The 23,307-nt window shown below is 67.6% G+C and carries 20 protein-coding genes; 9 read left to right on the top strand and 11 right to left on the bottom strand.

Annotated features, from left to right (window positions below):
* Positions 1–10 precede the first annotated feature (10 nt).
* Together WS75_RS29190 and WS75_RS29185 are read right to left on the bottom strand one after the other, a co-directional pair.
* Positions 11–871, bottom strand: coding sequence for a MurR/RpiR family transcriptional regulator (locus WS75_RS29190; RefSeq protein ID WP_059685848.1), 861 nt, complete (start codon positions 869–871; stop codon positions 11–13).
* 79 nt (positions 872–950) lie between these two features.
* The gene (locus tag WS75_RS29185) at positions 951–1,304 is read right to left on the bottom strand and encodes a YgiW/YdeI family stress tolerance OB fold protein (protein ID WP_059685846.1); all 354 of its coding nucleotides are present in this window, start codon (positions 1,302–1,304) and stop codon (positions 951–953) included.
* A 226-nt stretch (positions 1,305–1,530) separates the two neighbouring features.
* Between WS75_RS29185 and WS75_RS29180 the strand changes: the two genes are divergently transcribed.
* The 5 genes from WS75_RS29180 (at position 1,531) to WS75_RS29160 (ending at position 5,428) form a co-directional block, all read left to right on the top strand.
* Positions 1,531–2,193, top strand: coding sequence for a response regulator (locus WS75_RS29180; protein ID WP_059685844.1), 663 nt, complete (start codon positions 1,531–1,533; stop codon positions 2,191–2,193).
* Positions 2,190–3,566 carry an ATP-binding protein gene (locus tag WS75_RS29175; RefSeq protein WP_059685842.1) on the top strand — a complete coding sequence of 459 codons (1,377 nt, stop codon included), beginning with the start codon at positions 2,190–2,192 and terminating at the stop codon, positions 3,564–3,566. Before WS75_RS29180 ends, WS75_RS29175 begins: the two co-directional genes overlap by 4 nt.
* 282 nt (positions 3,567–3,848) lie before the next feature.
* The gene (locus WS75_RS29170) at positions 3,849–4,295 is read left to right on the top strand and encodes a MarR family winged helix-turn-helix transcriptional regulator (protein WP_059685840.1); all 447 of its coding nucleotides are present in this window, start codon (positions 3,849–3,851) and stop codon (positions 4,293–4,295) included.
* A 36-nt stretch (positions 4,296–4,331) separates the two neighbouring features.
* Positions 4,332–4,700, top strand: a complete 369-nt coding sequence (locus tag WS75_RS29165; protein WP_059685839.1) for an antibiotic biosynthesis monooxygenase family protein — start codon at positions 4,332–4,334, stop codon at positions 4,698–4,700.
* Between the two features lie 527 nt (positions 4,701–5,227).
* Complete coding sequence (locus tag WS75_RS29160) at positions 5,228–5,428, top strand: DUF805 domain-containing protein (RefSeq protein WP_044847905.1); 201 nt, start codon at positions 5,228–5,230, stop codon at positions 5,426–5,428.
* Positions 5,429–5,931: 503 nt separating this feature from the next.
* Here WS75_RS29160 and blaPEN-bcc read toward each other — a convergent pair.
* Entirely contained in the window at positions 5,932–6,825 is an 894-nt protein-coding gene (gene blaPEN-bcc, locus WS75_RS29155; RefSeq protein WP_059685838.1) for a PEN family class A beta-lactamase, Bcc-type, read from the bottom strand.
* Between the two features lie 116 nt (positions 6,826–6,941).
* Between blaPEN-bcc and penR the strand changes: the two genes are divergently transcribed.
* Complete coding sequence (gene penR / locus WS75_RS29150; RefSeq protein WP_059685837.1) at positions 6,942–7,832, top strand: beta-lactamase transcriptional regulator PenR; 891 nt, start codon at positions 6,942–6,944, stop codon at positions 7,830–7,832.
* Between the two features lie 500 nt (positions 7,833–8,332).
* On the opposite strand, the gene WS75_RS29145 is transcribed toward penR, so the two are convergent.
* The 3 genes from WS75_RS29145 to WS75_RS29135 form a co-directional block, all read right to left on the bottom strand.
* Positions 8,333–8,584, bottom strand: a complete 252-nt coding sequence (locus WS75_RS29145) for a hypothetical protein (protein ID WP_059686370.1) — start codon at positions 8,582–8,584, stop codon at positions 8,333–8,335.
* A 103-nt stretch (positions 8,585–8,687) separates the two neighbouring features.
* The gene (locus WS75_RS29140) at positions 8,688–10,913 is read right to left on the bottom strand and encodes an amylo-alpha-1,6-glucosidase (RefSeq protein WP_059685835.1); all 2,226 of its coding nucleotides are present in this window, start codon (positions 10,911–10,913) and stop codon (positions 8,688–8,690) included.
* Between the two features lie 308 nt (positions 10,914–11,221).
* On the bottom strand, positions 11,222–12,256 hold the full coding sequence (locus WS75_RS29135) for a rod shape-determining protein (RefSeq protein WP_059685833.1): 1,035 nt from the start codon (positions 12,254–12,256) through the stop codon (positions 11,222–11,224).
* 271 nt (positions 12,257–12,527) lie between these two features.
* Between WS75_RS29135 and WS75_RS29125 the strand changes: the two genes are divergently transcribed.
* On the top strand, positions 12,528–14,948 hold the full coding sequence (locus WS75_RS29125; RefSeq protein WP_082729782.1) for a patatin-like phospholipase family protein: 2,421 nt from the start codon (positions 12,528–12,530) through the stop codon (positions 14,946–14,948).
* A gap of 6 nt (positions 14,949–14,954) precedes the next feature.
* Here WS75_RS29125 and WS75_RS29120 read toward each other — a convergent pair whose 3' ends face one another.
* Positions 14,955–16,085, bottom strand: a complete 1,131-nt coding sequence (locus WS75_RS29120) for an ATP-binding protein (RefSeq protein ID WP_059685826.1) — start codon at positions 16,083–16,085, stop codon at positions 14,955–14,957.
* 64 nt (positions 16,086–16,149) lie between these two features.
* Positions 16,150–16,860 carry a response regulator gene (locus tag WS75_RS29115; RefSeq protein WP_059685824.1) on the bottom strand — a complete coding sequence of 237 codons (711 nt, stop codon included), beginning with the start codon at positions 16,858–16,860 and terminating at the stop codon, positions 16,150–16,152.
* A gap of 222 nt (positions 16,861–17,082) precedes the next feature.
* Between WS75_RS29115 and WS75_RS29110 the strand changes: the two genes are divergently transcribed.
* A complete protein-coding gene (locus tag WS75_RS29110; protein ID WP_059685822.1) occupies positions 17,083–17,997 on the top strand; it encodes a glutaminase in 915 nt (304 codons plus the stop codon).
* A gap of 10 nt (positions 17,998–18,007) precedes the next feature.
* Complete coding sequence (locus WS75_RS29105; RefSeq protein ID WP_059685820.1) at positions 18,008–18,253, top strand: hypothetical protein; 246 nt, start codon at positions 18,008–18,010, stop codon at positions 18,251–18,253.
* Positions 18,254–18,465: 212 nt separating this feature from the next.
* Here WS75_RS29105 and WS75_RS29100 read toward each other — a convergent pair whose 3' ends face one another.
* The 3 genes from WS75_RS29100 to WS75_RS29090 form a co-directional block, all read right to left on the bottom strand.
* Positions 18,466–20,778 carry a TonB-dependent receptor gene (locus WS75_RS29100; RefSeq protein ID WP_059685818.1) on the bottom strand — a complete coding sequence of 771 codons (2,313 nt, stop codon included), beginning with the start codon at positions 20,776–20,778 and terminating at the stop codon, positions 18,466–18,468.
* Positions 20,779–21,000: 222 nt separating this feature from the next.
* Positions 21,001–22,209, bottom strand: coding sequence for an MFS transporter (locus WS75_RS29095; RefSeq protein WP_059685816.1), 1,209 nt, complete (start codon positions 22,207–22,209; stop codon positions 21,001–21,003).
* Positions 22,206–23,282, bottom strand: a complete 1,077-nt coding sequence (locus WS75_RS29090) for an ABC transporter substrate-binding protein (RefSeq protein ID WP_059685814.1) — start codon at positions 23,280–23,282, stop codon at positions 22,206–22,208. The genes WS75_RS29095 and WS75_RS29090 overlap by 4 nt, the downstream gene beginning before the upstream one ends.
* Between the last annotated feature and the right edge of the window lie 25 nt (positions 23,283–23,307).

Below are 23,307 nucleotides of genomic sequence, written 5' to 3'. Positions count from 1 at the left end.
CCGCGCGCGGCTACACCACGTAGGCGCCCTTCGCATGCAGTTCCGCTTCCGTGCGCTCGAGCGCCGCGATCGCATCGCTGCCTTCCAGCGCCAGCAACTGCGCGACCAGCGCCTCGGCCATTGCATGCGCGGCGACCAGCGACGGAAAGAACGACGGGCTGTCGTGCGTGAAGATCAGCTGCGCGTCCGCATGCAGCGCAATCGGCGACACCGCGCTGTCGGTGATCGCGACGATCTTGCTGCCCTGCGCCTTCGCTGCCTGCGCGACACGCGTCGCTTCCGCGGAATACGGCGCGAAACTGATGATCACCGTCACGCTCTGCTTCGCGATCGTGCGCAGCTCCATCTCGAGCGAGCCGGCGACGCCGTTGAGCAACGACACGGTCGGCCGGAACAGCCGGTAGCCGTACACGAATCCGAACGCGACCGGATAGCACGACCGAAACCCCGCGACGTGCACGTGCGACGCCTTGCGGATCAGCTTCGCGGCGTCGGCGAGCGCGTGCTCGTTCTGGGCGGAGGTGGCGACGAGATTATGCTGCTGCGCGGCAAGCAGGTCGTGCGCGAGCGACGCCTTCGCGTCGGGCCGCACGAGCGAACGCGCTCGCTGCGTGAGCGGCTCGGGACGCGTGCGCACGCGCGCGACGCACAGGTCGCGCAGCTCGTTCCAGCCGGGGAAACCGAATTGCTGCGCGAGCCGCACGAGCGACGCGGGTTGAACCTGCGCGCGCTGCGCGACCTTGCGCATCGACGAGGTGGCGACCTCGTCGGGATGATCGAGCAGAAATGCAGCGCCCGCCTGGAATTGCGGGCTCAGTTCGGAAAATTGCGCCCGGATCCGGGACGCGAGTTCATCGAAATTGGCAGCCATCTTGGTGAGAACGGGAACCGGTCGTCCATGGTATCACCGGCCCCGTGTGCACCGATGCACCGGTGCACCCATGCGCCGGTCAGCGCAGCACTTCGACGTGATCGGCGTCGACCTTCACCTTGCCCGACCACTTGCGCTCGAACTCGCCGGTCAGCTTCACTTCGCTCTTGTCGCTGACGGGCTGGCCGGCCGCCCACAGCTTTTTGTCGATCTCGACGCGGATCGTGCCGGTTGCATCGACGAACTCGTAGTCCTCGCCGCCGGTATGCTTGACGATGCGCCCCTGGAGTTGCACGTGCTGGTCGTCCTTGCCGTTCGCGAGCAGTTCCTTCACGGTCGTCGTGGTCAGCGTGGACGGCCCCGTGTATTCCGCGTAGACGGCGGCGGGCAGCACGGCCAGCGCGACCGCCAGGATTCTCGTCAGGTGTTTCATGATCTCGTTCCTCCAGTTTTTCGAGTACGTCGCGCTCCCGTTGAACGCGACGGCCCGAGATTACGAAGCGTAAGATTAAGCAAACCTGAAGGCCCTCCGCCGCGGCATGCCGTCGCGGCGTTTCGGTGCGCGAACGCACGGAAGCGCCCGTGTTTAAGCTCGGCCTAAGACACCTGCGCTTATGATGGGAACCCCGGGCGCCACGCCCGCCAACAGACACGAATCCATGCGCGTACTGCTCGTCGAGGACGATCCGCTGATCGGCAGCGGGCTCGAACAGGGCCTCAAACAGGAAGGCTTCGCGGTCGACTGGGTCAAGGACGGCGACGCCGCGACGCTCGCGCTGCGCTCGACCGGCTACGGCCTGCTGCTGCTCGACCTCGGGCTGCCGAACCGCGACGGCCTGTCGGTGCTCGCGTCGCTGCGCCGCCGCGATGAAACCCTGCCCGCGATCATCATCACCGCGCGCGACGGCGTGCCGGACCGCATCGCGGGCCTCGACAGCGGCGCCGACGACTACCTCGTCAAGCCGTTCGTGCTCGAGGAACTGCTCGCGCGCATTCGCGCGGTCAACCGCCGCCACGCGGGGCGCGCGCAGACGACGCTCGCGATCGGCCCGCTGCGTCTCGATCCCGTCAAGCACCTGGTGTGGCTCAACGACGACGAAGTCACGCTGTCGCCGAAGGAATTCGTGCTGCTGCAAGAACTGATGCGCGACCCCGGCGCGGTGATCTCGCGCGAACAGTTCGAGGAACGGCTGTACAGCTGGGGCGAGGAAATCGAGAGCAACGCGGTGCAAGTGCACATCCACAACCTGCGCAAGAAACTCGGCCACGACATGATCCGCACGGTGCGCGGCGTCGGCTACCGGATCGGTGACGGCGCATGACGCGTCTGCAACACGCGATCGCGCGCTGGCGCAGCGCATCGCTGCGGCGGCGCCTGTTGATGTGGCTGCTGCCGGCCGCGTGCGTGATCGGGCTGGTCGCGAGTGCGGGCACCTACTGGGGCGCGCTGCGCGAGCTCGACGATCTCCTCGACGACCAGATGCGCAGCATGTCGAAGCAGATCGTCGTCGGCCCGGACGGCGAACTGTCGTTCCGCAATCACGGCGACGGCAAGCACGACTTCGAGGCCAGCGATCCCGACGCGGTGCTGCTGCAGGTCTGGCGCAACGGCACGCTGGTTTACTCGACCGATCGCAAGTCCGAGCTGCCGCCGCCCGCGCAGACGGGCATCGGGACCGTCGACGTCGGCGGCCAGCCGTGGCGCACCTACGTGACCGAACGCGGCGGCACGACGATCCGGCTCGCGCAGGCGCGCCATGCGCGCTGGGAAGCGATCGCGGGCATCGCGGTTCACCTGCTGTGGCCGGTGTTCTCGATGCTGCCGGTGCTCGCGATCGGACTGTGGTTCGGCATCGGCGCGGGGCTTCGGCCGCTGCGCACGATCGCATCCGGCCTTAAGCGCAGGAATGCGAACAATCTCGAACCTGTCGACATCGCGTCGATGCCGAACGAGGTCCGCCCGCTCGCCGAAGCGATCAACGACCTGCTCGCGCGGCTCGACCGCTCGTTCACGCTGCAGCGGCACTTCATCGCCGATGCCGCGCACGAGTTGCGCACGCCGATCATGGGGCTGTCGATCCAGTCGCAATTGCTGCGGCGCGCGTCGACGGCCGACGAGCGCGAGCAGATCCTCGCGCAGATCCAGGCCGGCACGACACGCCTCGGCCACCTCGCCGAACAGTTGCTGACACTCGCGCGCCTCGAACCCGACGCGCAGGCGTCCGCCGCGGCGTCCGCGAGCGTCGATCTCGCCGCGCTGTGCCGCTCGGTGGTCGCCGACCGCACGCGCGTCGCGGATGCGCACCGGATCGACCTCGGCGCGATCGTGGCGTCGCCGGTGATGGCCACGGGCAACATGGACACGTTGCGCGTGCTGCTGAACAACCTCGTCGACAACGCGATCCGCTATGCGGGTGACGGCGCGCGCGTCGACGTGTCCGCGCGCCTCGACGGCGCGACACCCGTGCTCGAAGTCGCCGACGACGGCCCCGGCATTCCGGAAGCCGAGCGCACGGATGTATGGGAGCGCTTCTATCGCGGCGAAGGCGCGCAGGCTGCCACGTCGTCGGGCAGCGGGCTCGGCCTGTCGATCGTCAAGCGGATCGCCGAACAGCATCGCGCGACGGTCGCGCTCGGCACGACGCAAGGCGGGCGCGGGCTGACCGTGACGGTGCGTTTTCCCGTGCCGGCCTGACGCCCGCCCGACGGGCGGCTTTTCCACAGATTGTGTTGGCAAGCTTGTGGACAACCGGCCGCTAACGAAGACAAGCGATTGATCCGAAAGGGTTTGTCGGTCGTGCGCAGCGAATGCGCCAGACCGCGCCGGACACGCTCACGTCCGGACCCGACATCGCGTACCGATCCCTCCTCTCCTGCCAAGGCCGGCACGCCCGTCCGGCCGCGGCAATCCACGACAAACTTGACAACCAGTTACCCATTACGTAAATTGGTTGTCAATTTATCGTGCATCCCGACCATGACGAAATCCGCCAAGTTGACTGCCGTCGCGCTGTCCGTCTTCCGCCTGAACGGCCTGTTGATCGAATGGGGCAATACCTTTGCCGCGCCCCACGGCCTGACCAGCGCGCGCTGGCAGGTGCTGGGCGCCATCTCGATGGCGCCGGAAGCCCCGAACATCCCGCAGATCGCCGACGCCATGGGCATCACGCGGCAGGCCGTCCTGAAACAGATCAACGTGCTCGTGGAAGAAGGGCTGGTGCAACCGCTGCCGAACCCGACGCACAAGCGCTCTCCGTTGTACGCGCTGACCCCGCGCGGTGCCGCGGCCTACCAGGCGGTGGTCGGGCAATGGCAGCAGCATGTCCGCGACATCGCCGGTCAATTCAGTTCGGCCGATCTCGATGCGGCGATTCGCGTGCTGTCGACGATGTCCGGCGCTCATGCGCCGACCGGGCAGGCGTGATCGCGCCATCGCCTCAATTACTTGCAGGAGTGCTTCATGCCTCAATTCAAACCGATGGACCCGGCCTTTCCGATCCAGCAACAGCTCGGCATCGACGCGCAACCCGTCGTCCTCGTCAACGTCTTCACGCTGGATCCAGCCGACGAAGCGGATTTCCTGGCCGTGTGGAAGGACGACGCCGAGTTCATGAAACGGCAGCCCGGATTCATTTCGACCCAGCTTCATCGCGCACTCGGCGACAGTCCGACTTACTTCAACTACGCGATCTGGGAATCGACCGACGCGTTTCGCGCGGCCTTCACGCATCCGGCGTTCGTCGCGAAACTGTCGGCTTATCCGTCGTCCGCCGTCGCGAGCCCGCACCTGTTCCAGAAAGTCGCCGTGGCAGGCGTGTGTACCGCGTGAGCCGATGCGCGAGGCGGTGCGACGCACGGTTTGCACGCGGTGCCGCGCCGCGCGATCGCCACGCGGACTTCTCCACAGAAAATGTTGGCAAGCTTGTGGATATCCTGCGCACCGCGACGCTAAGCCCTTGATCCGACGGACTTTGGCACGCGTGATGCAGACGCGGCGCGCGGCGCGCCGTCACACGCGCCGGTTCGCCGCACTTCGCATCACGATGCCACGTCGATGCGCGTTCGATACACGGCGCGACCGTCGCGCCACTTACCCACAGAAAATGTTGGCAAGCTTGTGGATATCCTGCGCATGTATCGCCTAACCCGTTGATCGGCCAATGATTCATGCGCCGCGCCACCGTTGCGGCAGCGCGCGGTCCGCTCACGCGCGCAATCGGACGATCCGGCGCAAACGGCGCCCCCTGAACGCAGCTTGACGTTCGTGCATACGACACGTCAGGATCACACGAGCCGCACGCGGCGTGCGGGCCGTTCGGCCCGCATCGTACAACGACACATCATCCGAGGAAGACCATGGAACACTTCACCGCAGGGCAGTTGATCGTCTCGCTCGTGCTCGTCGCGATCGTCGTCTATCCGTATGTCCGGATCGTTCGGCGTACCGGGCATTCAGGCTGGTGGATCCTGACGATGTTCGTCCCGGTCCTGAACTTCATCATGTTGTGGGTGTTCGCGTTCGCGCGCTGGCCCTCGGTCGACGATCGGCATGGCTGAACATCGGGCGGGCTTGTCCACAGATTTTGTTGGCAAGCATGTGGATAGCCTGCGCATACCGCGCTCAAGCGCTTGATCCGAAAGACTTTGTCCCCATCGCTTCGAATGCGTCACGCGGCAGGCACCATGCCGTTCGCGCATCGTCATGCGATGCGACGGACCGCATGTCGCGCGCGCCACGCCGCTTGTCCACAGATTGTGTTGGCAAGCGTGTGGATAGCCTGCGCATACCACGCACAAGCGCTTGATCCGAAAGGTTTTGTCCGTGCCGCTTCGAACCGTGCAGGCAGGCCCGCGGCACGCGAGCGCCGTGCCCGCCGCGCGATGAACGAGACCGCTCGCGAGCTTGTCCACAATTTTTGTTGGCAAGCATGTGGATATCCTGAGCATGCGTGACCTAAGTCGTTGATCGCACAACGTTTCGACCTGCCGGTCACGCCTGCGGCACGGTGTGCCTCCATCGCTTCGTCCAGCCATCGATGAACGCACGCCGCGCCGCCCGCTCAGGCGAACGTCGCGACCGCGATGCGCGCGGCGGCCGCGATCACGTCGTCCTTCGCCTTCGCATCGGCACGCGCCTGCGTGTAGTACACGACGAGCACGATCGGCGCGCGCGACGGCGGCCAGATCACGCCCGCATCGTTCGTCGTCCCGTAGTCGCCGGTGCCGGTCTTGTCGGCCACCTGCCACCCGGCAGGCACGCCCGCGCGAATCCGCTTGTCGCCGACCTTGTTGCCGCGCAGCCACGCGACGAGCTGCGCACGCTGCGCGGGCGGCAGCGCTTCGCCGAGCGTGAGCACGCGCATGCTCGCGGCCATCGCGTCGGGCGTCGTCGTATCGCGCAGGTCGCCCGGCAACGCGGTGTTCAGTTCGGTCTCCCAGCGATCGAGCCGGAACGTGTCGTCGCCGATCGAGCGTGCATACGCGGTCACCGCCGCCGGCCCGCCGATCAGCTTCATCGCCAGGTTCGCGGCCGAATTGTCGCTGTACTGGATCGCCGCCTCGCACAACTCGGCGACGGTCATCCCGGTGCCGACGTGCTTGCCCGAGACCGGCGAGTAGTTCACGAGATCGGACTGCGCGATCGTCACGCGCTGCTGCAGCAGCCCCGGGTGCTCGACGCTCTGCGCGAGCACCGCCGCGCTCAACATCGCCTTGAACGTGCTGCAGAACGGGAAGCGTTCGTCCGCGCGATGCCGCGCGAGCCGGCCGCTCGCGGTGTCGATCGCGCACACGCCGAGACGGCCGCCCGCGGCGCGCTCGAGCGCGGCAAACGACGTCGCGGACGAAACGTCCTGCCCCGCGGCCGGCGGTGACGCGCACGCGGCGACGGTCAGGACGAGCGGCGCCGTCGCGGCGGCGAGCAACAGGGTTCGACGTTGCGATGAGTAGGTCATGTCGTGTCTCTCGTGGTGGAATGGATGCGGAACAGCCGGCCGGCGAGACAGCACTATCGTGACTTTACGGTTGCCTGACAAGCAACGATAATTGAGCGCTGACACAAGAAATTCTTATGACTAAGCTCCGCCCTCATCTTCCGCTCAACGCGTTGCGCGCATTCGAATCGTCGGCGCGCCACCTGAACTTCACGCGCGCCGGTCTCGAGCTGAGCGTGACCCAGGCTGCCGTGAGCCAGCAGGTGCGCTCGCTCGAGGAGCGGCTCGGCTGCGCGCTGTTCACGCGGCTGCCGCGCGGCCTCGGGCTCACCGACGAAGGGCGCGCGCTGCTGCCGGTGCTCAGCGACGCATTCAGCAGGATCGAAACCGTGCTCAAGCAATTCGAGGGCGGACGCTTCCACGAGGTGCTGACGCTCGGCGTGGTCGGCACCTTTGCCATAGGCTGGCTAATGCCACGGCTGAAGCGCTTCGGCGACACGCACCCGTTCGTCGAGCTGCGGCTGCGGACCAACAACAACGTCGTCGACCTCGCGGCCGAGGGCCTCGATTTCGCGATCCGCTTCGGGGAAGGCAACTGGCCAGCGACGCGCAACGAGCGGCTGCTTGACGCACCGCTCACCGCGCTGTGCGCGCCGGAGATCGCGCGGCGCCTCGCACGGCCGACCGATCTCGCGAACGAAACGCTGCTGCGCTCGTACCGCACCGACGAATGGCTCGGCTGGTTCGACGCCGCGCAGCTCGAACCGTGGCCAGTGAACGGGCCGGTGTTCGATTCGTCGCGACTGATGGTCGAGGCCGCGATGCAGGGCGCGGGCATCGCGCTCGCGCCGGCCTGCATGTTCGCGCGCGAACTGCAACTCGGCCAGCTCGCGCGGCCGCTCGACATCGACGTGCGCGCGGGCGGCTACTGGCTCACGTCGCTGAAGTCGAAGCCGCTCACGCCTGCAATGACGCTGTTTCGCGACTGGATCGTTGCGGAAGCGGCCGACGCGGCGCCGGTCGAATGATGAGGCCCTGCTTGTCCACAGATTGTGTTGGCAAGGATGTGGATATCCTGGGTACCCGGCGCCTAACCCATTGATCGCGCACGAATTACCGCGCCGATGCACGCATCGGGCAGCCCGTGCCGCCTGGCGCTTGAACGCAACGGCCGCCGCGCGCCGAATCCTCAACCATCAGGAAGCAATCACGTCAGACTTATCCACAGATTTTGTTGGCAAGCCTGTGGATATTCCATCAATGTGTCGCGTAACACACTGATACAAAAGGGGATTCAGTAGATCGGGCCAGACAGGTCAATGACGCGGCATCGGTTGTGGCCTCGCGGCGCGCACCCTGCGCGCCGGCTCGGGGGCCGGACGGTTCTCCACAGATTGTGTTGGCAAGCTTGTGGATATCCTGCGCACCGGCCGGCTAACTCATTGAGCGCACGGGGTTTTGTGCGCGCCGCGCAAGATTGTGCAGCGCCGGCGCAGGCCCTGCGGCCGACGCCGGCGCTGCCGGTTCATCAATGCCGGTCGAGCCCGCCGCGCAATTCGCTCGCCTTGTCGCGCAGCGCCTCGTATCCGGAGCGCGCATGTTCGGGCAGGTCGGGATCGCCGATCAGCGCGCCGAGCGTTTCGATCAGGCTGAACAGGATGCCCTTCGCCGCGCCAGCCGCGATGCTCTGCGACTCGATCGACTTGTGCAGGTGGTCGACCGCCGCTTCCAGATTCTCGAGCTTGTGCTCGCCGTCGTCGGGCCGATTGTCGGTCGTCATCGTAGGTGCCTCCGCCATCGTTCAAGGGTCATGTCACGATTCTATGCCGCTGCGCGCGGACGTGGCGCGACATCGCGCAACGTCCGTGCAGACTGCTGCAAAACTACAGCACGGCGACCACCTTCACCCGCCCCGGCTGCGTGGCCGCCGCGAACACCTGGCCGTCGACGCGCCGGAACGTCAGCGATACGGTCTCGTCGCCGACCCGCAGTTCGTCGATGCGCAGCCAGTCGACGCCTTCAGGCAGCGCCGGGCGTTCGACACGCACTTCGTGGCGCGCCGCGTCGACGCTCACGCCGAGACAGGCCTGCAGCATCATGAACGGCGCACCGGCCGCCCACGCCTGCGGCAGGCACGCGACCGGATACGCCGTCGGCGGCTCGCCGCGCCGGCGCGGGAACCCGCAGAACAGCTCCGGCAGCCGCATCTCGAAGCTGACCGCGGCTTCGAACAGCGCGCGCAGCAGATTCACCGCGGCCGTCTTGTCGCCGTAGCGCGCGAGCCCGCGCGCGATCAGCGCATTGTCGTGCGGCCACACCGAACCGTTGTGATAGGCCATCGGATTGAAGCGCGGCTGGCCGGCCGCGAGCGTGCGAATGCCCCAACCCGTCTGGAACAGCGTCGAGCCGAGCACGCCGGCGACCGCCGCGCCGCGCCCGGCGTCGGGCAGACCGAACGCGAGCAGATGGCCCGCGTTCGACGCCAGCACGCGGCACAAGTCACCGTGACCGTCGAGCGCGATCCCGTAGAACTCGGACTCCGGCATCCAGAACAGTGCCTCGACCTGCTCGCGCAGCGTCTTCGCGCGCAACGCATAGCGTGTCGCGTCAGCCGCGTGTCCGCGCCGGTGCGAGCACATCGACATCGCATCGAGCGCCGCGCACGCATACGCCTGAACTTCGACAAGCGCGATCGGGCCGTCGGGGAAGCGGCCGTCCGCGTGGAACACCGAATCGTGGCTATCCTTCCAGCCCTGGTTCGCGAGGCCGCGCTCCGACGTGCGCTGGTAATCGAGCAGCCCGTACGGATTGCGGTCGCACTTGTCGATCACCCACTGCGCGGCGCGCTCGAGCGCGGGCCACAGCTCGTCGATCAGCGCATCGTCGCCGGTGTGTTCGACGTACGCCCCCGCGAGCACGATGAACAGCGGGGTCGTATCGACGCCACCGTAATACAGCGCGAACGGCACCTCGCCCGTCGCGGCCATCTCGCTGCGGCGGAATTCGTGCATGATCTTGCCGGGCTCCGCATCGCGGAACGCGGACGTCTCGCGCGCCTGGTGCTCCGCGAGAAAGCGCAGCACGCCGCGCGCGAGCGCCGGCTGCAGCCACAGCATCTGCAGCGACGTGATCACCGCGTCGCGGCCGAACGGCGTCGAGAACCATGGAATGCCCGCATACGGATACGGCCCGGTGTCGAGCTGCGTCGTGAGCAGCCCGAGATCCGCGAGCGACCGGTCGAGCCATGCGTCGAACAGCGGATTGCTCGTGTTCACGCGCGCCATCGACTCGCGCCGCGACCGCATCTCGCGATGCACGCCGACGAGCGCGGTGCGCAGCGCGACACGGCCGCATCCCGGGCCTTCCCCGTCGCGCGCCTGGCCGAGCGTCGCGTCGACGGTCAGGTAGATCGACACGCACGCCTGCGCGGCGATCGTCAGCGTGTAATCGGCGCGGTCGACCGACAGCGCGTCGGGTGCCGGCGAGAAATGCACGGTCACGTTGCGCTCGACCTCGTCGAGGCCGTCGTAACGCAGCCGCACCGCACCGGCGTCGACGCGCGGCGCGGCCACCGTGCCGCGCTTCGGGCGCAGCGTGCCGCGCACTTCGAACATGTCCTTGAAATCCGCCGCGAACGACAGCGACAGCGGCACCTCGGCCTCGCTCGCGCCGTAGTTCGTCAGCGTCAGCGCTTCGTGCAGCACGTCGCCCGCGAGCACGCGCGTCCGTTCGATGTGGATCACGCCCTCGGGCGTCTCGCGGCCGCCGAGCGGCGGCAGCGGGCGGTTCGTCAGGTGTGCGGTAAACGACGCGTTGTCCGCGCTCGTCGCGCCCGACAGCAGCGACGGCGCGCGGCCGCCGAAGGTCAAACGCCATGTCGACAGCACGCGCATGTCGTCGACGAACAGGCCGTCGTCATGGCCGCCGATGTCGCCGAGCGCATCGCTGACCACGAATGCGTCGCCGGATTTCAATACGTACTGGTTGTTGCGTGCGAGTGCCTGCGGATCGGCTTCGGGCGCGATGAACGCGGGGCCCGTCGCCTGGGTCGGGGGAACCGGCGCGACTTGCGGCGCCTGAGTCGTGGTGGCTTCGGCGTGATTCGGCATCGATGCTCCTGTGTCGAGACGCAACGCGCGGTGCGCGTCGCGTGTTTCGCACAGGATAGGCCAGAACCGGGGGGGCGCGCAGCGACGAAAAGGACGCGGCCCCCGCGGCGTTGCCGCCGCCGCAGCGGGTCGCGCGCAGGCACTTCAGGCGACGGTCAGAACGTCCACAGGATGTTGCCGGGCACTGCGTTGTCACGCACGCCGCTGCCGGCCCGTCCAGGTAACGAGGTCGACACGACGTTCGGCATGCGGGAAATTCGGGGTTCGAAAGACCGGCAAGGAACGCCCATGCGCCGACCCGGCCGGCGTCAATCCACCGGACACGTCGTGAGCCGACCCTTCGCCTCCCCCGCGCCGCGCACCGCGCAGGTGGCCGGCTCGTCGGCGATCCGCGCGGTCAGTCCGGTCTCGTCGAGCAGCAGACGTTCGAGGTCCGCGAGCAGCGCGCCGCCGCCCGTGAGCACCACGCCGCGATGCGCGATGTCGGTCAGGAGTTCGGCCGGCGCATTTTCCAGCACCGACTTCACCGCGCCGATCACCTGCTTGAGCGGTGCGGCCAGCGCGTCCGCCACGTCGTGGTTGGACAACTCGATCGACCGCGGCAGGCCGTCCGCGACGCTGCGCCCGATCGCGCGCGTCGACGTGCGCGGCACCGCGCTGGTTGCCGAGCCGATCGTATTCTTCACACGCTCGGCCGTCTGCTCGCCGAGCAGCACGCCGTACAGGTTGCGCACGTGGTTGACGATCGCCGCGTCGAACTGGTTGCCGCCCACGCGGATCGCCTCGCGGTAGACGATGCCGCCGAGCGCGATCACGGCCACTTCGGTCGTCCCGCCACCGATATCGATCACCATCGAGCCGACCGCCTCGGTCACCGGCAGGCCCGCACCAAGCCCGGCGGCGAGCGCTTCCTCGATCAGTTCGACGTCCGATACACCGGCCGCGAACGCGGCCTCGCGGATCGCGCGGCGCTCGACCGCCGTCGCGTCCGACGGCACGCACAGCGTGACCTCGACGCGGCGGCCGAAACGCGAACGCGTGCGCGACATGTCGATGAAGCGGCGGATCATCTGCTCGGCGGCGTGCGCATCGGCGATCACGCCGTGCCGCATGGGCCGCACGGCCTCCAGATGCCCCGGCTCCCGGCCGAGCAGCGCCTTCGCGCGCTCGCCGACCGCTTCGAGCGTCGGTCGCGCGTCCGCCGCGCCGCCCTTGCGAAAGCAGACGACCGACGGCTCGTTCAGCACCACGCCGCGCTCGTGCGTATAAATCCGCGTACTCGCCGTTCCAGGGTCGATCGCAACGGGTTGCGCAAACAACTTTCCGAACAGCGGTGTCGACATATCAAGCCTTTATTTGAACAAACCGGCCGAAACGGCCAGGCCGCATCCCCGCGGCGCGCTTTTACCGCCCCATCAGGGATTTAGCGGCAAATCGCCCCTGTACTTTAGACAATTCCGATGATCTTTTCGCGACGAGATTGCCGAATGTGTGTTTCGGCAGGTCCGCGGCTACGCATCGGCCTCTCGCGTCGGGCTTGTAAAACACGGTAATCTCTCGGTCTTGCCTGCTCCCGGCAGGCGTCCGACGCCCGATCACGCCAGGTATTCCTCCATGACAGCGACCGCTTTTCCCCGCTGGCTCGGGGTGCGCCAACTGGGCGCAACGCTCGTTGCGCTCTGGTGTTGCACCGTTGCCGCGCAGCCCTTGCCGGCAGCCGACACCGCCCCCCGCACCGCGACGGCGGCCACTTCCGCCGCGCCGGCCGCCCCCGTCACGACAGCCGCCGCCCCCACCGCCAGGCCCGCGCCGACCTGCAACGCCGACGGCGGTCCGGCCGGCCGGCCGGCGATCGGCCTCGTGCTGTCCGGCGGCGGCGCCCGCGGGTACGCACACTTGGGCGTGCTGAAAGTGCTCGAGGAGAACCGCATCCCGATCGATTGCATCGCCGGCACCAGCATGGGCGCCGTGGTCGGCGGCCTGTATGCGAGCGGGATGGCCGCCGACGAGATGCAGAAGCAGTTGTCGGAGGTGAACCTGGCCGACATCGCGTTCGACGTGACCGACCGCGCGGACCTGCCGCAAAGCAGCCGCGAGGACGAGCGACTCTACATCAACAGCCTTACACTCGGCTTCGGCAAGAAAGGCGTGAAGGCGCCGGTCGGCCTCGTGCAGGGCAACCGGCTGCAGGCGCTGCTCGCGAACTGGACGGCCGCCGTGCCGACCAATCAGCCGTTCGACCAGTTGCCGATCCCGTATCGCGCGGTCGCAACTGATCTGCAAACGGGTCAGATGGTCGTGCTGGACCACGGCTCGCTGCCGCTCGCGATCCGCGCGAGCATGGCGATGCCCGGGCTGTTCGCGCCGGCCGAGATCAACGGCCGCGCGCTCGTCGACGGCGGCCTCGTGAGCAACCTGCCGGTCGACACCGCGCGGCAGATGGGTGCGAACGTCGTGATCGCCGTCGACATCGGCTCGCCGCTGCGCCCGCTCGACGCGCTCGCGTCGCCGGCCGACGTGATGCAGCAGATGGTCGGCATCCTGATCCGCCAGAACGTGACGTTGCAGCGCAAGCAACTCGCCGCGCAGGACGTGCTGCTCACCCCCGACCTCGGCACGCTCGCGTTCACCGATTTCCAGAACGCGAAACAGGCGATCGCCGCCGGCGCGGCCGCCGCGACCGCGGCGCTGCCGCGGCTCAGGCACTTTGCGCTCACCCCGGAACAGTACGCGGCCTACCGGTCCGCGCATGCGCAGCCGCTGCCGCCGCCGATCCGCATCACGCGGGTCGAGATCAAGACGACCGGCGGCGTGCCGAAGCGCGTCGTCAGCGACGCGCTGCACGTGAAACCGGGCGACACCTACGATCCGGCGACCGTCAGCCAGGACCTGCTCGGGCTGACGACCGGCGGCAATTTCGAGAGCGTGACGCAGCAGATCGTGAGCCACGGCGACGAGAATGTGCTCGAGATCGATGCGCGGGAAAAATATTGGGGGCCGAATTTCCTGCTGTTCGGCGTCGGGATGTCGAGCAGCTCGACCGACGAGGGCGGCTTCCGCCTGCACATCGGCTACCGGCGGCCGTGGCTCACCGAATCGGGCCTCGAGTTCCGCGCGGACACGACGATCGGCAGCGATCTGCAGTCGGCGCGCGTCGAATTGCGCCAGCCGTTGCCGGCCGCATACGGCTTGTACATTTCGCCCTATGCGGAATATCAGCGCCGCTACGTGAACCTGTACGACGACAGCGGCGAGGTGAAGCTGAATCAGTACTTGATGCAGACGGCGCGCACCGGGCTCGACTTCGGCCTGCCGATCGCCCGGCTCGGCGACTTCCGGATGGGCATCGGCTACGCGACCGGGCACGGCTCGCCGAACTACAACCTGCCGTTCCCGTTCGATGACGGCAGCTCGACGCTGATATGGCCGAGCTTCACGTCGCAGGCGCTGACCGCGCGGGCGCGGCTCGTCATCGATCAGCTCGACGATCCGATGTTCCCGCGCCGCGGCTACTACGGCGAATTCCGCGTCGAACGATCGCTGTGGTCGCACAACAGCCAGTCCGCGGAGGACCTCGCCGATACGTCGAACACGCCTTACACCGAGCTCTACGGCAAGGCGATGATCGCGCAGCAGTTCGGCCGGCACAGCGTCAGCGCAACGATCGAGGGCGGCAAGAGCATCGGCGGCACCAACCTGATCAACGCGTTCAACTTCACGCTCGGCGGGTTCCAGCATCTGGCCGCGTATGCGGCCGACCAGCTGACCGGCAATGAACTCGCGTACGGTAACGTGACGTACATGAACCAGCTGATGACGTTCAACGCGTCCCCGATCAAGGCGCTGTCGGTCGGCGCCAGCGCGGAAGTCGGCAATGTGTGGTCGAGCGGTGTGAAGGTCGGCGGCGGCACGCTCAAGCAGAGCTACACGTTCTTCACGAGCCTGTCGACCGCATTCGGTCCGCTGTACATGGGTGTCGCGCTCGCGCCGGGCGGCCGGCGCAACATCTACCTGCAGCTCGGCCGCACGTATTGACGGCGCTCAGATCGGCCAGCTGATCTCGAAGCGCGCGCCGCCGAGTTCGACCGGATCCACCACCGCGATCCGGCCGTTGTGCGCGTGGAGCACCTGCCGCGTGATCGCGAGGCCGAGCCCGTAGCCGCCGGTGCGGCGGTCGAGGCGCACGAACGCGTCGAAGATCCGCTCGCGCTCGCTCTCCGGCACGCCCGGGCCGTCGTCCTCGACGAAGATCGCGATGTTGCCGTGCTCGATCGCGATCCCGACGACGATCCGCGACGCCGCATATTTGCTCGCGTTGCGCAGCAGGTTGCGCATCGCGTACGACATCAGCCGCCGGTCCATCTTCACGCGCAGGTCCGACGCGATCGCGATGCGCGACTCGATCGCGCGCTCCGGATACAGCAGCTGCGCGTCGCTGACCTGGTGCTCGAACCACGCGACCGGCGCGGTCAGTTCGAGGTTCGACTGCAGCGAGCTGTATTCGAGCCGCGCATACGTGAGGCTCATGTCGATCAGCTCCTCGAGCTCGGTCACGTCCTGCGCGATGCTCTCCAGCGCACCGTGGTATTCGGCGGCGGAGCCCGGTTCGCGCAGCATCTCGAGCGCGAAGCGCACGCGCGCGAGCGGCGTGCGCAGCTCGTGCGAGATCCCGTTCGTCAGGTCGCGCTGCGCCGCGATCAGCCGCTCCATGCGCATCGCGAGCGCATTCAGCGTGCGCGCGAGCGGGCCGATGATCACGCTGTGCGACTCCCGCGCGCGCGTGTTGAAGCGGCCGCCGGTGAAGTCGATCGCGCGCTCGCGCACCATCACGAGATCCGACCAGACCGGCCGCATCCACCGATATGCGGCGAGCGCGGGCGCCGCGAACACGAACGCGAGCACGATCCAGATATCGCCCGGCAGCGCGTCGAACGCGTGCCACACGACTTCCGGCGACAGCACGACGCACAACGCGAGCGCCGGCACGAGCGCGGTCAGCAGCACGAGGCCGAGCAGATGCAGGTAGGTCCGCACGTACAGGCGCGACCAGCTCGGAATGCGGTCGGCGCGCGTGTCGGTCCACGCGCGGCGGAAATGCAGCCAGCGCCATCTGACATAGCGCGGCGCCGAAAGCGGCGCTGCATCGGGGTGCGAACGGGTGCGTCGGATCATCGCGGCTTCCGGCTATCGTGCGATGCGGGGATGCGGCGGCCGACGGCGTCGTGCCGGGCCGGCGTCATTCCCACGCATGCTTGCTGAACTGGTAACCCTTGCTGCGGATCGTCTTGATCCGCTGCGGGTTGCCCGCATCGTCGTGCAGCTTGCGGCGCAGCTTCGAGATGCGCCCGTCGATCGTGCGGTCGAGACCGTCGAACTCGACGCCGCGCAGCTGCAGCATCAGGTCGTCACGGCTGACGACTTCTCCCGCACGGCACACCAGCACCCACAGCAGGTCGAACTCGGCCGACGTGAGGTCGGGCGAGCCGCCGCCCGGCAGCACGACCGAACGGTCGGTGCGGTCGATCGAGAACTGGCCGAACGTGTAGCGCTCCGGTTGCGGCGCGGCGCCCTCGGCCGCGCGCGCGGGGACGCGGCGCAGCTGCGCCTTGATCCGCGCGAGCAGGATGCGCGGCTCGACCGGCTTGTGCACGTAGTCGTCGGCGCCGAATTCGAGGCCGAGCAGTTCGTCGAACGGCTCGTCGCGCGCCGTCACCATGATGATCACGCCGTCGTACGCCTTGCGCGCCTCCCGGCAGATCTCGAAGCCGTCCTTGCCCGGCAGGTTCACGTCGAGAATGACGAGATCCGGGCGCGTGGACAGGATCGCCGGCACGGCGGCGTCACCGTGCAGCACAGTGTCGACTTCATAGTCGTTCTTGCGCAGGTAGCCGGCGATCAGTGTGGACAGGCGGGTGTCGTCTTCGACGAGCAGGATGCGAAAAGACATGGGCAACGGTCGGATCGTACGGGGAAACCGCGGCGGCGGCGGGCCTGCGCCGGCTGCCGGCCATCGGTCGAAACGTACCGCATGATACTGCGCCCACCGATTGCCCGTTTGAAGATCTGGAGAATAAGGGTGCGATGATCGCCGCGCTTGACGAATCGGCGCCGAAACGGTTCCATACGGGCTCTCCGAAAACCGGGCCGCGCCCGCCCCGCCTCACACACGATGAATTACCAGTCGATCCTCGAACGCATCCATGCCGAACTCGCCCCCTGGATCGGCCAGGGACGTGTCGCGGACTACATTCCCGAGCTCGCCAAAGTGCCCGCCGACAAGTTCGGGATGGCCGTTGTGACGCTGGACGGAAACGTTTACACGGTCGGCGACGCGCAGGAGCGCTTCTCGATCCAGAGCATCTCGAAGCTGTTCGCTTGCACGCTCGCGTTCCAGCTGCTGGGCGATGCGCTGTGGGAACGGGTCGGCCGCGAGCCGTCCGGCACCGCGTTCAATTCGCTCGTTCAGCTCGAAAGCGAGCGCGGCAAGCCGCGCAACCCGTTCATCAACGCCGGCGCGCTGGTCGTCACCGACGTGCTGTGCCGCCGCTTCGTGCGCGCCGAGACGGCGCTCGTCGAGTTCGTGCGGCGGCTGATCGGCGCGACCGATCTCGACTACGATTCGCGCGTCGCGCTGTCGGAACTGCAGCACGCGGATCGCAACCGCGCGATGGCGCATTTCATGGCGAGCTTCGGGAACATGCAGATGCCGCCCGACACGGTGGTGGACGCGTATTGCCGCCAGTGTGCGATCACGATGAACTGCGTCGAGCTTGCGCAAGCGGCGCTGTTTCTCGCGAACGGCGGCGTCGCGCCCGTCACTGGCGAGCGGGTCGTCGATGCGAGTTCGGCGAAGCGGTTGTCGGCGCTGATGTTGACCTGTGGCACCTACGACGCGGCGGGCGACTTCGTTTATCGCGTCGGCTTGCCTGCCAAGAGCGGTGTCGGCGGCGGGATCGTCGCAGTGCTGCCGGGTGACATGGCCGTGTGCGTATGGGCGCCGGGGCTCGATGCGAACGGGAACTCGCTGGCGGGGACGCTGGCGCTGGAGTGGTTGACGACTTATACGGGAAGGTCGATTTTTTGAGGGGGCGAGGTTGGGCGCGCGTGGTACGGCGACGCATGCGCTCGGCGGCACGGAGCTGTTCGTCGCGGTCGAGCGGCTGACCGACCAGCAACTGCCCGTCGATCTGTCCGGCAGCATCGAGGTGACGCCCGGCAATGCGGCGTTCGGCAACCGCCCTGTCTATTTCATTGGACGGCAGCGCAACGATAGCAAGGTGTGGTCGTCGGCGCAGTTCATCACGTTCGGCCACGCTTTCTCACGTCCCGCGACTTCCTGAGTCCGGTCCTGACGGATATTCCGGCGATTCATGCAGTGAAAGCCAAAGGGGCATGCCGCACCGTCCGATTCGCCGCTCAAGCGGAACCGCGAGTTAAACCTGGATCGGAGGGGACGCGGATCGCCCCCCTTCCGCCGATGACTTCGATGCGCTCGAACCGGCCTCCCGGAAATCAGGTTCGCTCCGGGAGACCGTGCGGCACCACCCGGTACCTAGATTTTTGCGGTGAACGTCAGTCCAACAGTCCGAGGATCGCCGTACAGCACGGGATACGCTCCATACGACGGCAGCAGCTCGAGTTTCTTGTAGACCTTGTTGGTCAGGTTCGTCACGTAGCCCGTCACGATGTACTTCTGGTTCGGCGTCGTATAGGACACGTGCGCGTTCAGCACCGTGTAGCCACCCTGCCAGAGCTGCGGTATCGTCTGCCGCGTCGCGCTGAAGTACTCGCGGCTGCGGTAATTCACGTCGCCGCCGGCCGTCAGCGTGCCGAACGATACCGGCACGCGATAGTCGAAGCCCGCGTTGATCGTCGTATGCGGCGAACGCGCGAACGAATTGCCGACGGCGGTCGGTACATAGCGGAACTCCGTGTAGCGCGTGTTCAGCATCCCGAGGTTCGCGAACAGGTAGAGGCTGTTGACCGGCTGCGCCTTCAGCTCCAGCTCGAAGCCGTCCGCGCGCCCCTGGCCCGCATTCGACAGCGTCGACACCGGCGGGCCGCCGAACGGATTCGGCGCCAGCGCGAACACCTGGATGTCGCGATAGTCGTAGTGGAACACGCTCGCGTTGACGATCAGCCGCTTGTCGAACCACTCGCTCTTGATGCCGAATTCGTAGTCGGTCAGGTACTCCGGCGACACGGTCGACACCGTGCTCTGCGTATACGCGTTGCCGTTGTAGCCGCCCGAACGGAAGCCGCGCGCATAGCGGAAATACGCGCGCACGTTGCTGCTGAGCGCATATTCGGGCGTGAGGTCCCAGGTCGGCGCCCGCCACGTGTTCGTCTGGTTCTGCCGCGCGCTGACCGCCAGCGGCGACGACACCGACGACGGATCCCACCAGCTGCCCGGATTGCTGAACGTCACGTTGCCGGTGTTCTGCAGCCCGGTCAGGTTGATGTTCTTGCGCTCGATCGTGTAACGCAGCCCGCCCGTCACGTTGAAGCGGTCGGTGAACCGATACTTCACGCTGCCGAAGATCGCCGCGCTCTGGGTGTGCTGCGTGAGGTCGGTCAAGTGGTAGAACGCGGGCGACGGCGCGCCCGGCAGGCCGCCGCCGGCACCCTCCTCGGCCAGTTGCTCGGTGAACAGATGCGTACCGACGAGCCAGCTGAGCCGGTCGTTCTGCGGCGATTCGAGCCGGAATTCCTGCGAGAACTGGCGGCTCGACAAGCGATCGTGCGAGCGCGCGGCGTCGAACGCCGAATAGTCCTCGTCGTCCTGGTACCAGCGGTGCAGCCCTTCGAACGCGGTGATCGACGTCAGCGTCACCGCCGGGTTGATGCGCCAGTGCGCGGTGAGCGACGTGCCCCAGGTCGAGATGTGATCGTTCGACGGCGCATTGAGCGACACCGTGTACGGATCGCTCGACCCGACGAAGCCGAACTGGTTCGCGCCGCCCGGCCCCGCGCCCTGCGCGTGCCACGCATTGCCGCCGCCCGTGTAGTTGCGGCCGTGGATGTTGAACAAGAAGTCCGTGTCCGAGGTCGGCACGGCCAGCACCTGGAAGCGCACCGCATTGTCGTGGAAGCCGCCGAAGCGCCCTTGCTGCACGGTGTTCGTGTAGAAGCTGTCGGCGTTCTCGTGATACACCGACACGCGCGCGGCCAGCACGTCGTTCTTGCCGATCGGCCCGCCGATCGCGGCTTCCGCGAGCCGGCTGTTGTACTGGCCGAGTCCGATCTTGCCGTAGCCGCTCACGTCGAAGGTCGGCCTCTGCGACGTGATGCTGAGCGCACCGCCGACGGTATTCTTGCCCCACAGCGTGCCCTGCGGGCCGCGCAGCACTTCGATGCGATCGAGGTCGAACAGCGGGAAGCCCTGCCCGAACACACTGTTGATGTAGACGTCGTCGAAATACACGCCGATCGGGCTCAGCGACAGGTCCGACGGATCGTTGCTGCCGACGCCGCGCAGGAACCAGCGCGGCCGCTCGCGGCCTTCGGTCGACTGGCCGGTGAAGTTCGGCACGTACTTCGTGACGTCGTTCACCACGCGCAACTCGTTGTTCCTGATCGTGTCGCCGCTCAGCGCGCTCACCGCGACCGGTACGTCCTGGATGCTCTCCTTGCGCCGGCGCGCGGTCACCGTCACCGTGCCGAGGTTCGTTTCGCGTGCAGCCGCGCCGCGGTTCGCGCGGGCTGCCGTCGGTGCCGCCGCGGCTGCATCGTCCGCGTCCTGTTGCGCCGGCTTCGCGTCCGGTGCCGCCGCCACTGCGCCATCTTCCGCCCATGCGGGCAACGATACGGCCCCGCCCGTCAGCAGTCCCCCCAGCGCGGTGACGATTAGTTTTTTCCTGAACATCGATGAGTCATCCTGTTTGATCGGTTGAACGCACGTGCGTGCACGACGCACGGGTGACCTATTGCAATTCGGATGCCAGCATCGAGAGGCCCGTCGGACGGGGCTTCCGGCATGGGTGTGGTGCAGGTGTTGCTGCATGCGCATCTGTGACGGGAAGCAAACTGCTTGTCACGCAACACTGCGCCGATTCCGTAACACCCGATCCGATGGTCGTCAGGACAGCTATTCAGTCACGGGATGCGATACCTCGCGCCGCCCCGTTGCGACGCGCAACGCGAACGCAACCAGCACGACGACGGGCAGCCAGCACAGAAACATGCCCGGCAATCCGACGACCGGCACGAGCGCGCTGCCGGCCAGCGGGCCGCAGAACGCGCCCGTCATCGACGCGAGGTTGTAGAGGCTCGACACCTGGCTCTTGTCGGCCGGGTGGCGGCCGAGACGCTGCATATTGACGAGATGCAGCAGCGACGACCCGCCGCACAGCGCGGCGAGTCCCGCACCGACGATCCATGCGTCATGCGCAAGACCCAGCGCGAGCAATCCGGCCACGCCACCGGCAAGACTGAGCGCTTGGCAACGGCGCGCCGTCATCCGCTGCGCGACATGCCCGAGGCCGAACAGCGCGATCACCGCGACAACGCCCTGCAGCGTCAGCAGCGCGACGGCTTTCGTCTGCGACAGCCCGAGCGACTGGATCGCCAGCACCACCGTATACGCGCCGGCGAGCGAACGTGTCGCGCTGTTCACGGCTTCCAGCATGAGCTGCTCGCGCACGTCGTGACTCCATGCGAGCGCCAGCAATGCGCGCAGGCCTCCGGGTTCAGGTTGCTCAGCGCGTGCCGCAGGCTCCGCGCCGCCGAGCAGCGTCCGGCTGAACAGCGCCATGCCCGCGAAGCTCGCCGATGCCACGCAGAACGTCGCGACCGCGCCATGCGCGCCGATCAGCCAGCTCGCGAGCCATGGCCCGACCATGCCGGTACCGACCGACATCGCCGCGCGGTACCAACCGGCGCGCGCGAGCCCGATCTGCGCGAGACGCGCGAGGAACACGCCGCTGATCGACACGATCCGGAACGGGATGCACAGCCCGATCAACACTTGCGTGAGCGCGATCAGCGGCCATGCGCCGGTAAACGGCACGACGAGATTGAGCAGCATCGGGCCCATGCTCGCGACGAAGTACACGCGCCGCGCGCCGTAGCGCGCGACGAGCAGCCCGGCCGGCAGCGTCATCAACGCGATGCCGAGCGGCTCCATCGCCGCGATGATGCCGAGCCGCGCGCTGTCGACGCCGAGCGCGAGCGCGTACAGCGTCGTCGCGAGCTGCGCCATGCTGATCGTCGTGCCGCTCGCGAGCGCCAGCAGCATGAAGCCGCCGGTGAAACGCTCGCGCCGCCATGCGTCGGCGACGCGTGCCGGCGCGCTCACCGCGCAGCGTCGCGAGACAGCGTCGCGATGCCGTCGAGCGCGCGCCGGTCGACCCACGCACGCACGTCGAAGTCGGCCGGCAGGAATCGCCATTCGACGAGGAAGCGCTTGAAATCGTCGAGCGCGGCAACCGATGCTTCGTCGAGATCCGTGCGCAGCCGCCGGTGCACGTCCGCGCCGTACGCGAGCCGCAGCCAGTCATGGCCCGATCCCGTCTCGCGGCCGAGATAGCCGAGCACTTCCTGCTCGTGCTCGCGCGCCCAGCCTTCGACATCGGTCACGCGCGCGAGGAAGCGGCTGACGATGTCGGGATGGCGTTCGAGCGTCGACGCATTGACGGTCAGCGGCCGCGGCGACCCGTTGTTGATGCGGATCTGCGGATCGGGATGAAAGCCGATGTCGACGACCGGCTGCGCGCCGATCAGGTGCGCGGTTTCGAGCCCGAGCGAACCCTTCACGTAGATCGCGTCGACCTCGCCGCGCACGAGCGCAGCCGCTTCGGCCGCATAGAGCCGGCGGCTCGACAGGCTCGCGGGATGGCTGAATGCCGCGTCGCGCGTCGCCGGTATCGACACCGGTGCGCGCAGGGTCGACGCGGGCACGTCGATCCATTCGACGTCGGCGGGGCCGAGCCCGTCGAGCGACAGCGCGCAGACGAAGCCGCGCAGCGCTGCTGCACGGAAGATGTCGATGCGCTCGCCGTCGCGGCGCGGCAGGCCGATGCGGCGCCCGCGCAGGTCCTTCGGCCGCTTCAGGCCGCTTTCCGGCAGCGCGACGATCGCCTGCGCCTCGTCGACCCAGGTCAGGGCGACCACGCGCGTATCGGCGCCGGCCGCGCGCGCCCACAGCGCGGGAATGCTGCCGCCCTGCCGGAATGCGTTGTCGAGCGAATGATCGATGTGCGCGTGATGCAGCGCCGCGTGCTGGCTTTCCTGCAGCGCGCGCACGGTGATGCCGTCGCCGGCGAATTCGCTGTCGAGCCAGCCAAGATGCGCGGCGATGCCGAGCGGCGTCGGCACCGGACAGCGTGTGTACCAGATCGACTGGACGTTACGGGAAGCCGTGATGCTCATGGATACGTTCTTAAAGGAAGTCGTG

Origin of the sequence: Burkholderia sp. FL-7-2-10-S1-D7 (assembly GCF_001524185.1) — a bacterium.
Taxonomy (GTDB): domain Bacteria; phylum Pseudomonadota; class Gammaproteobacteria; order Burkholderiales; family Burkholderiaceae; genus Burkholderia; species Burkholderia diffusa.
The sequence above is the reverse complement of the archived record's forward strand: the minus strand, read 5'-3'. Positions and strand labels throughout refer to the sequence as shown.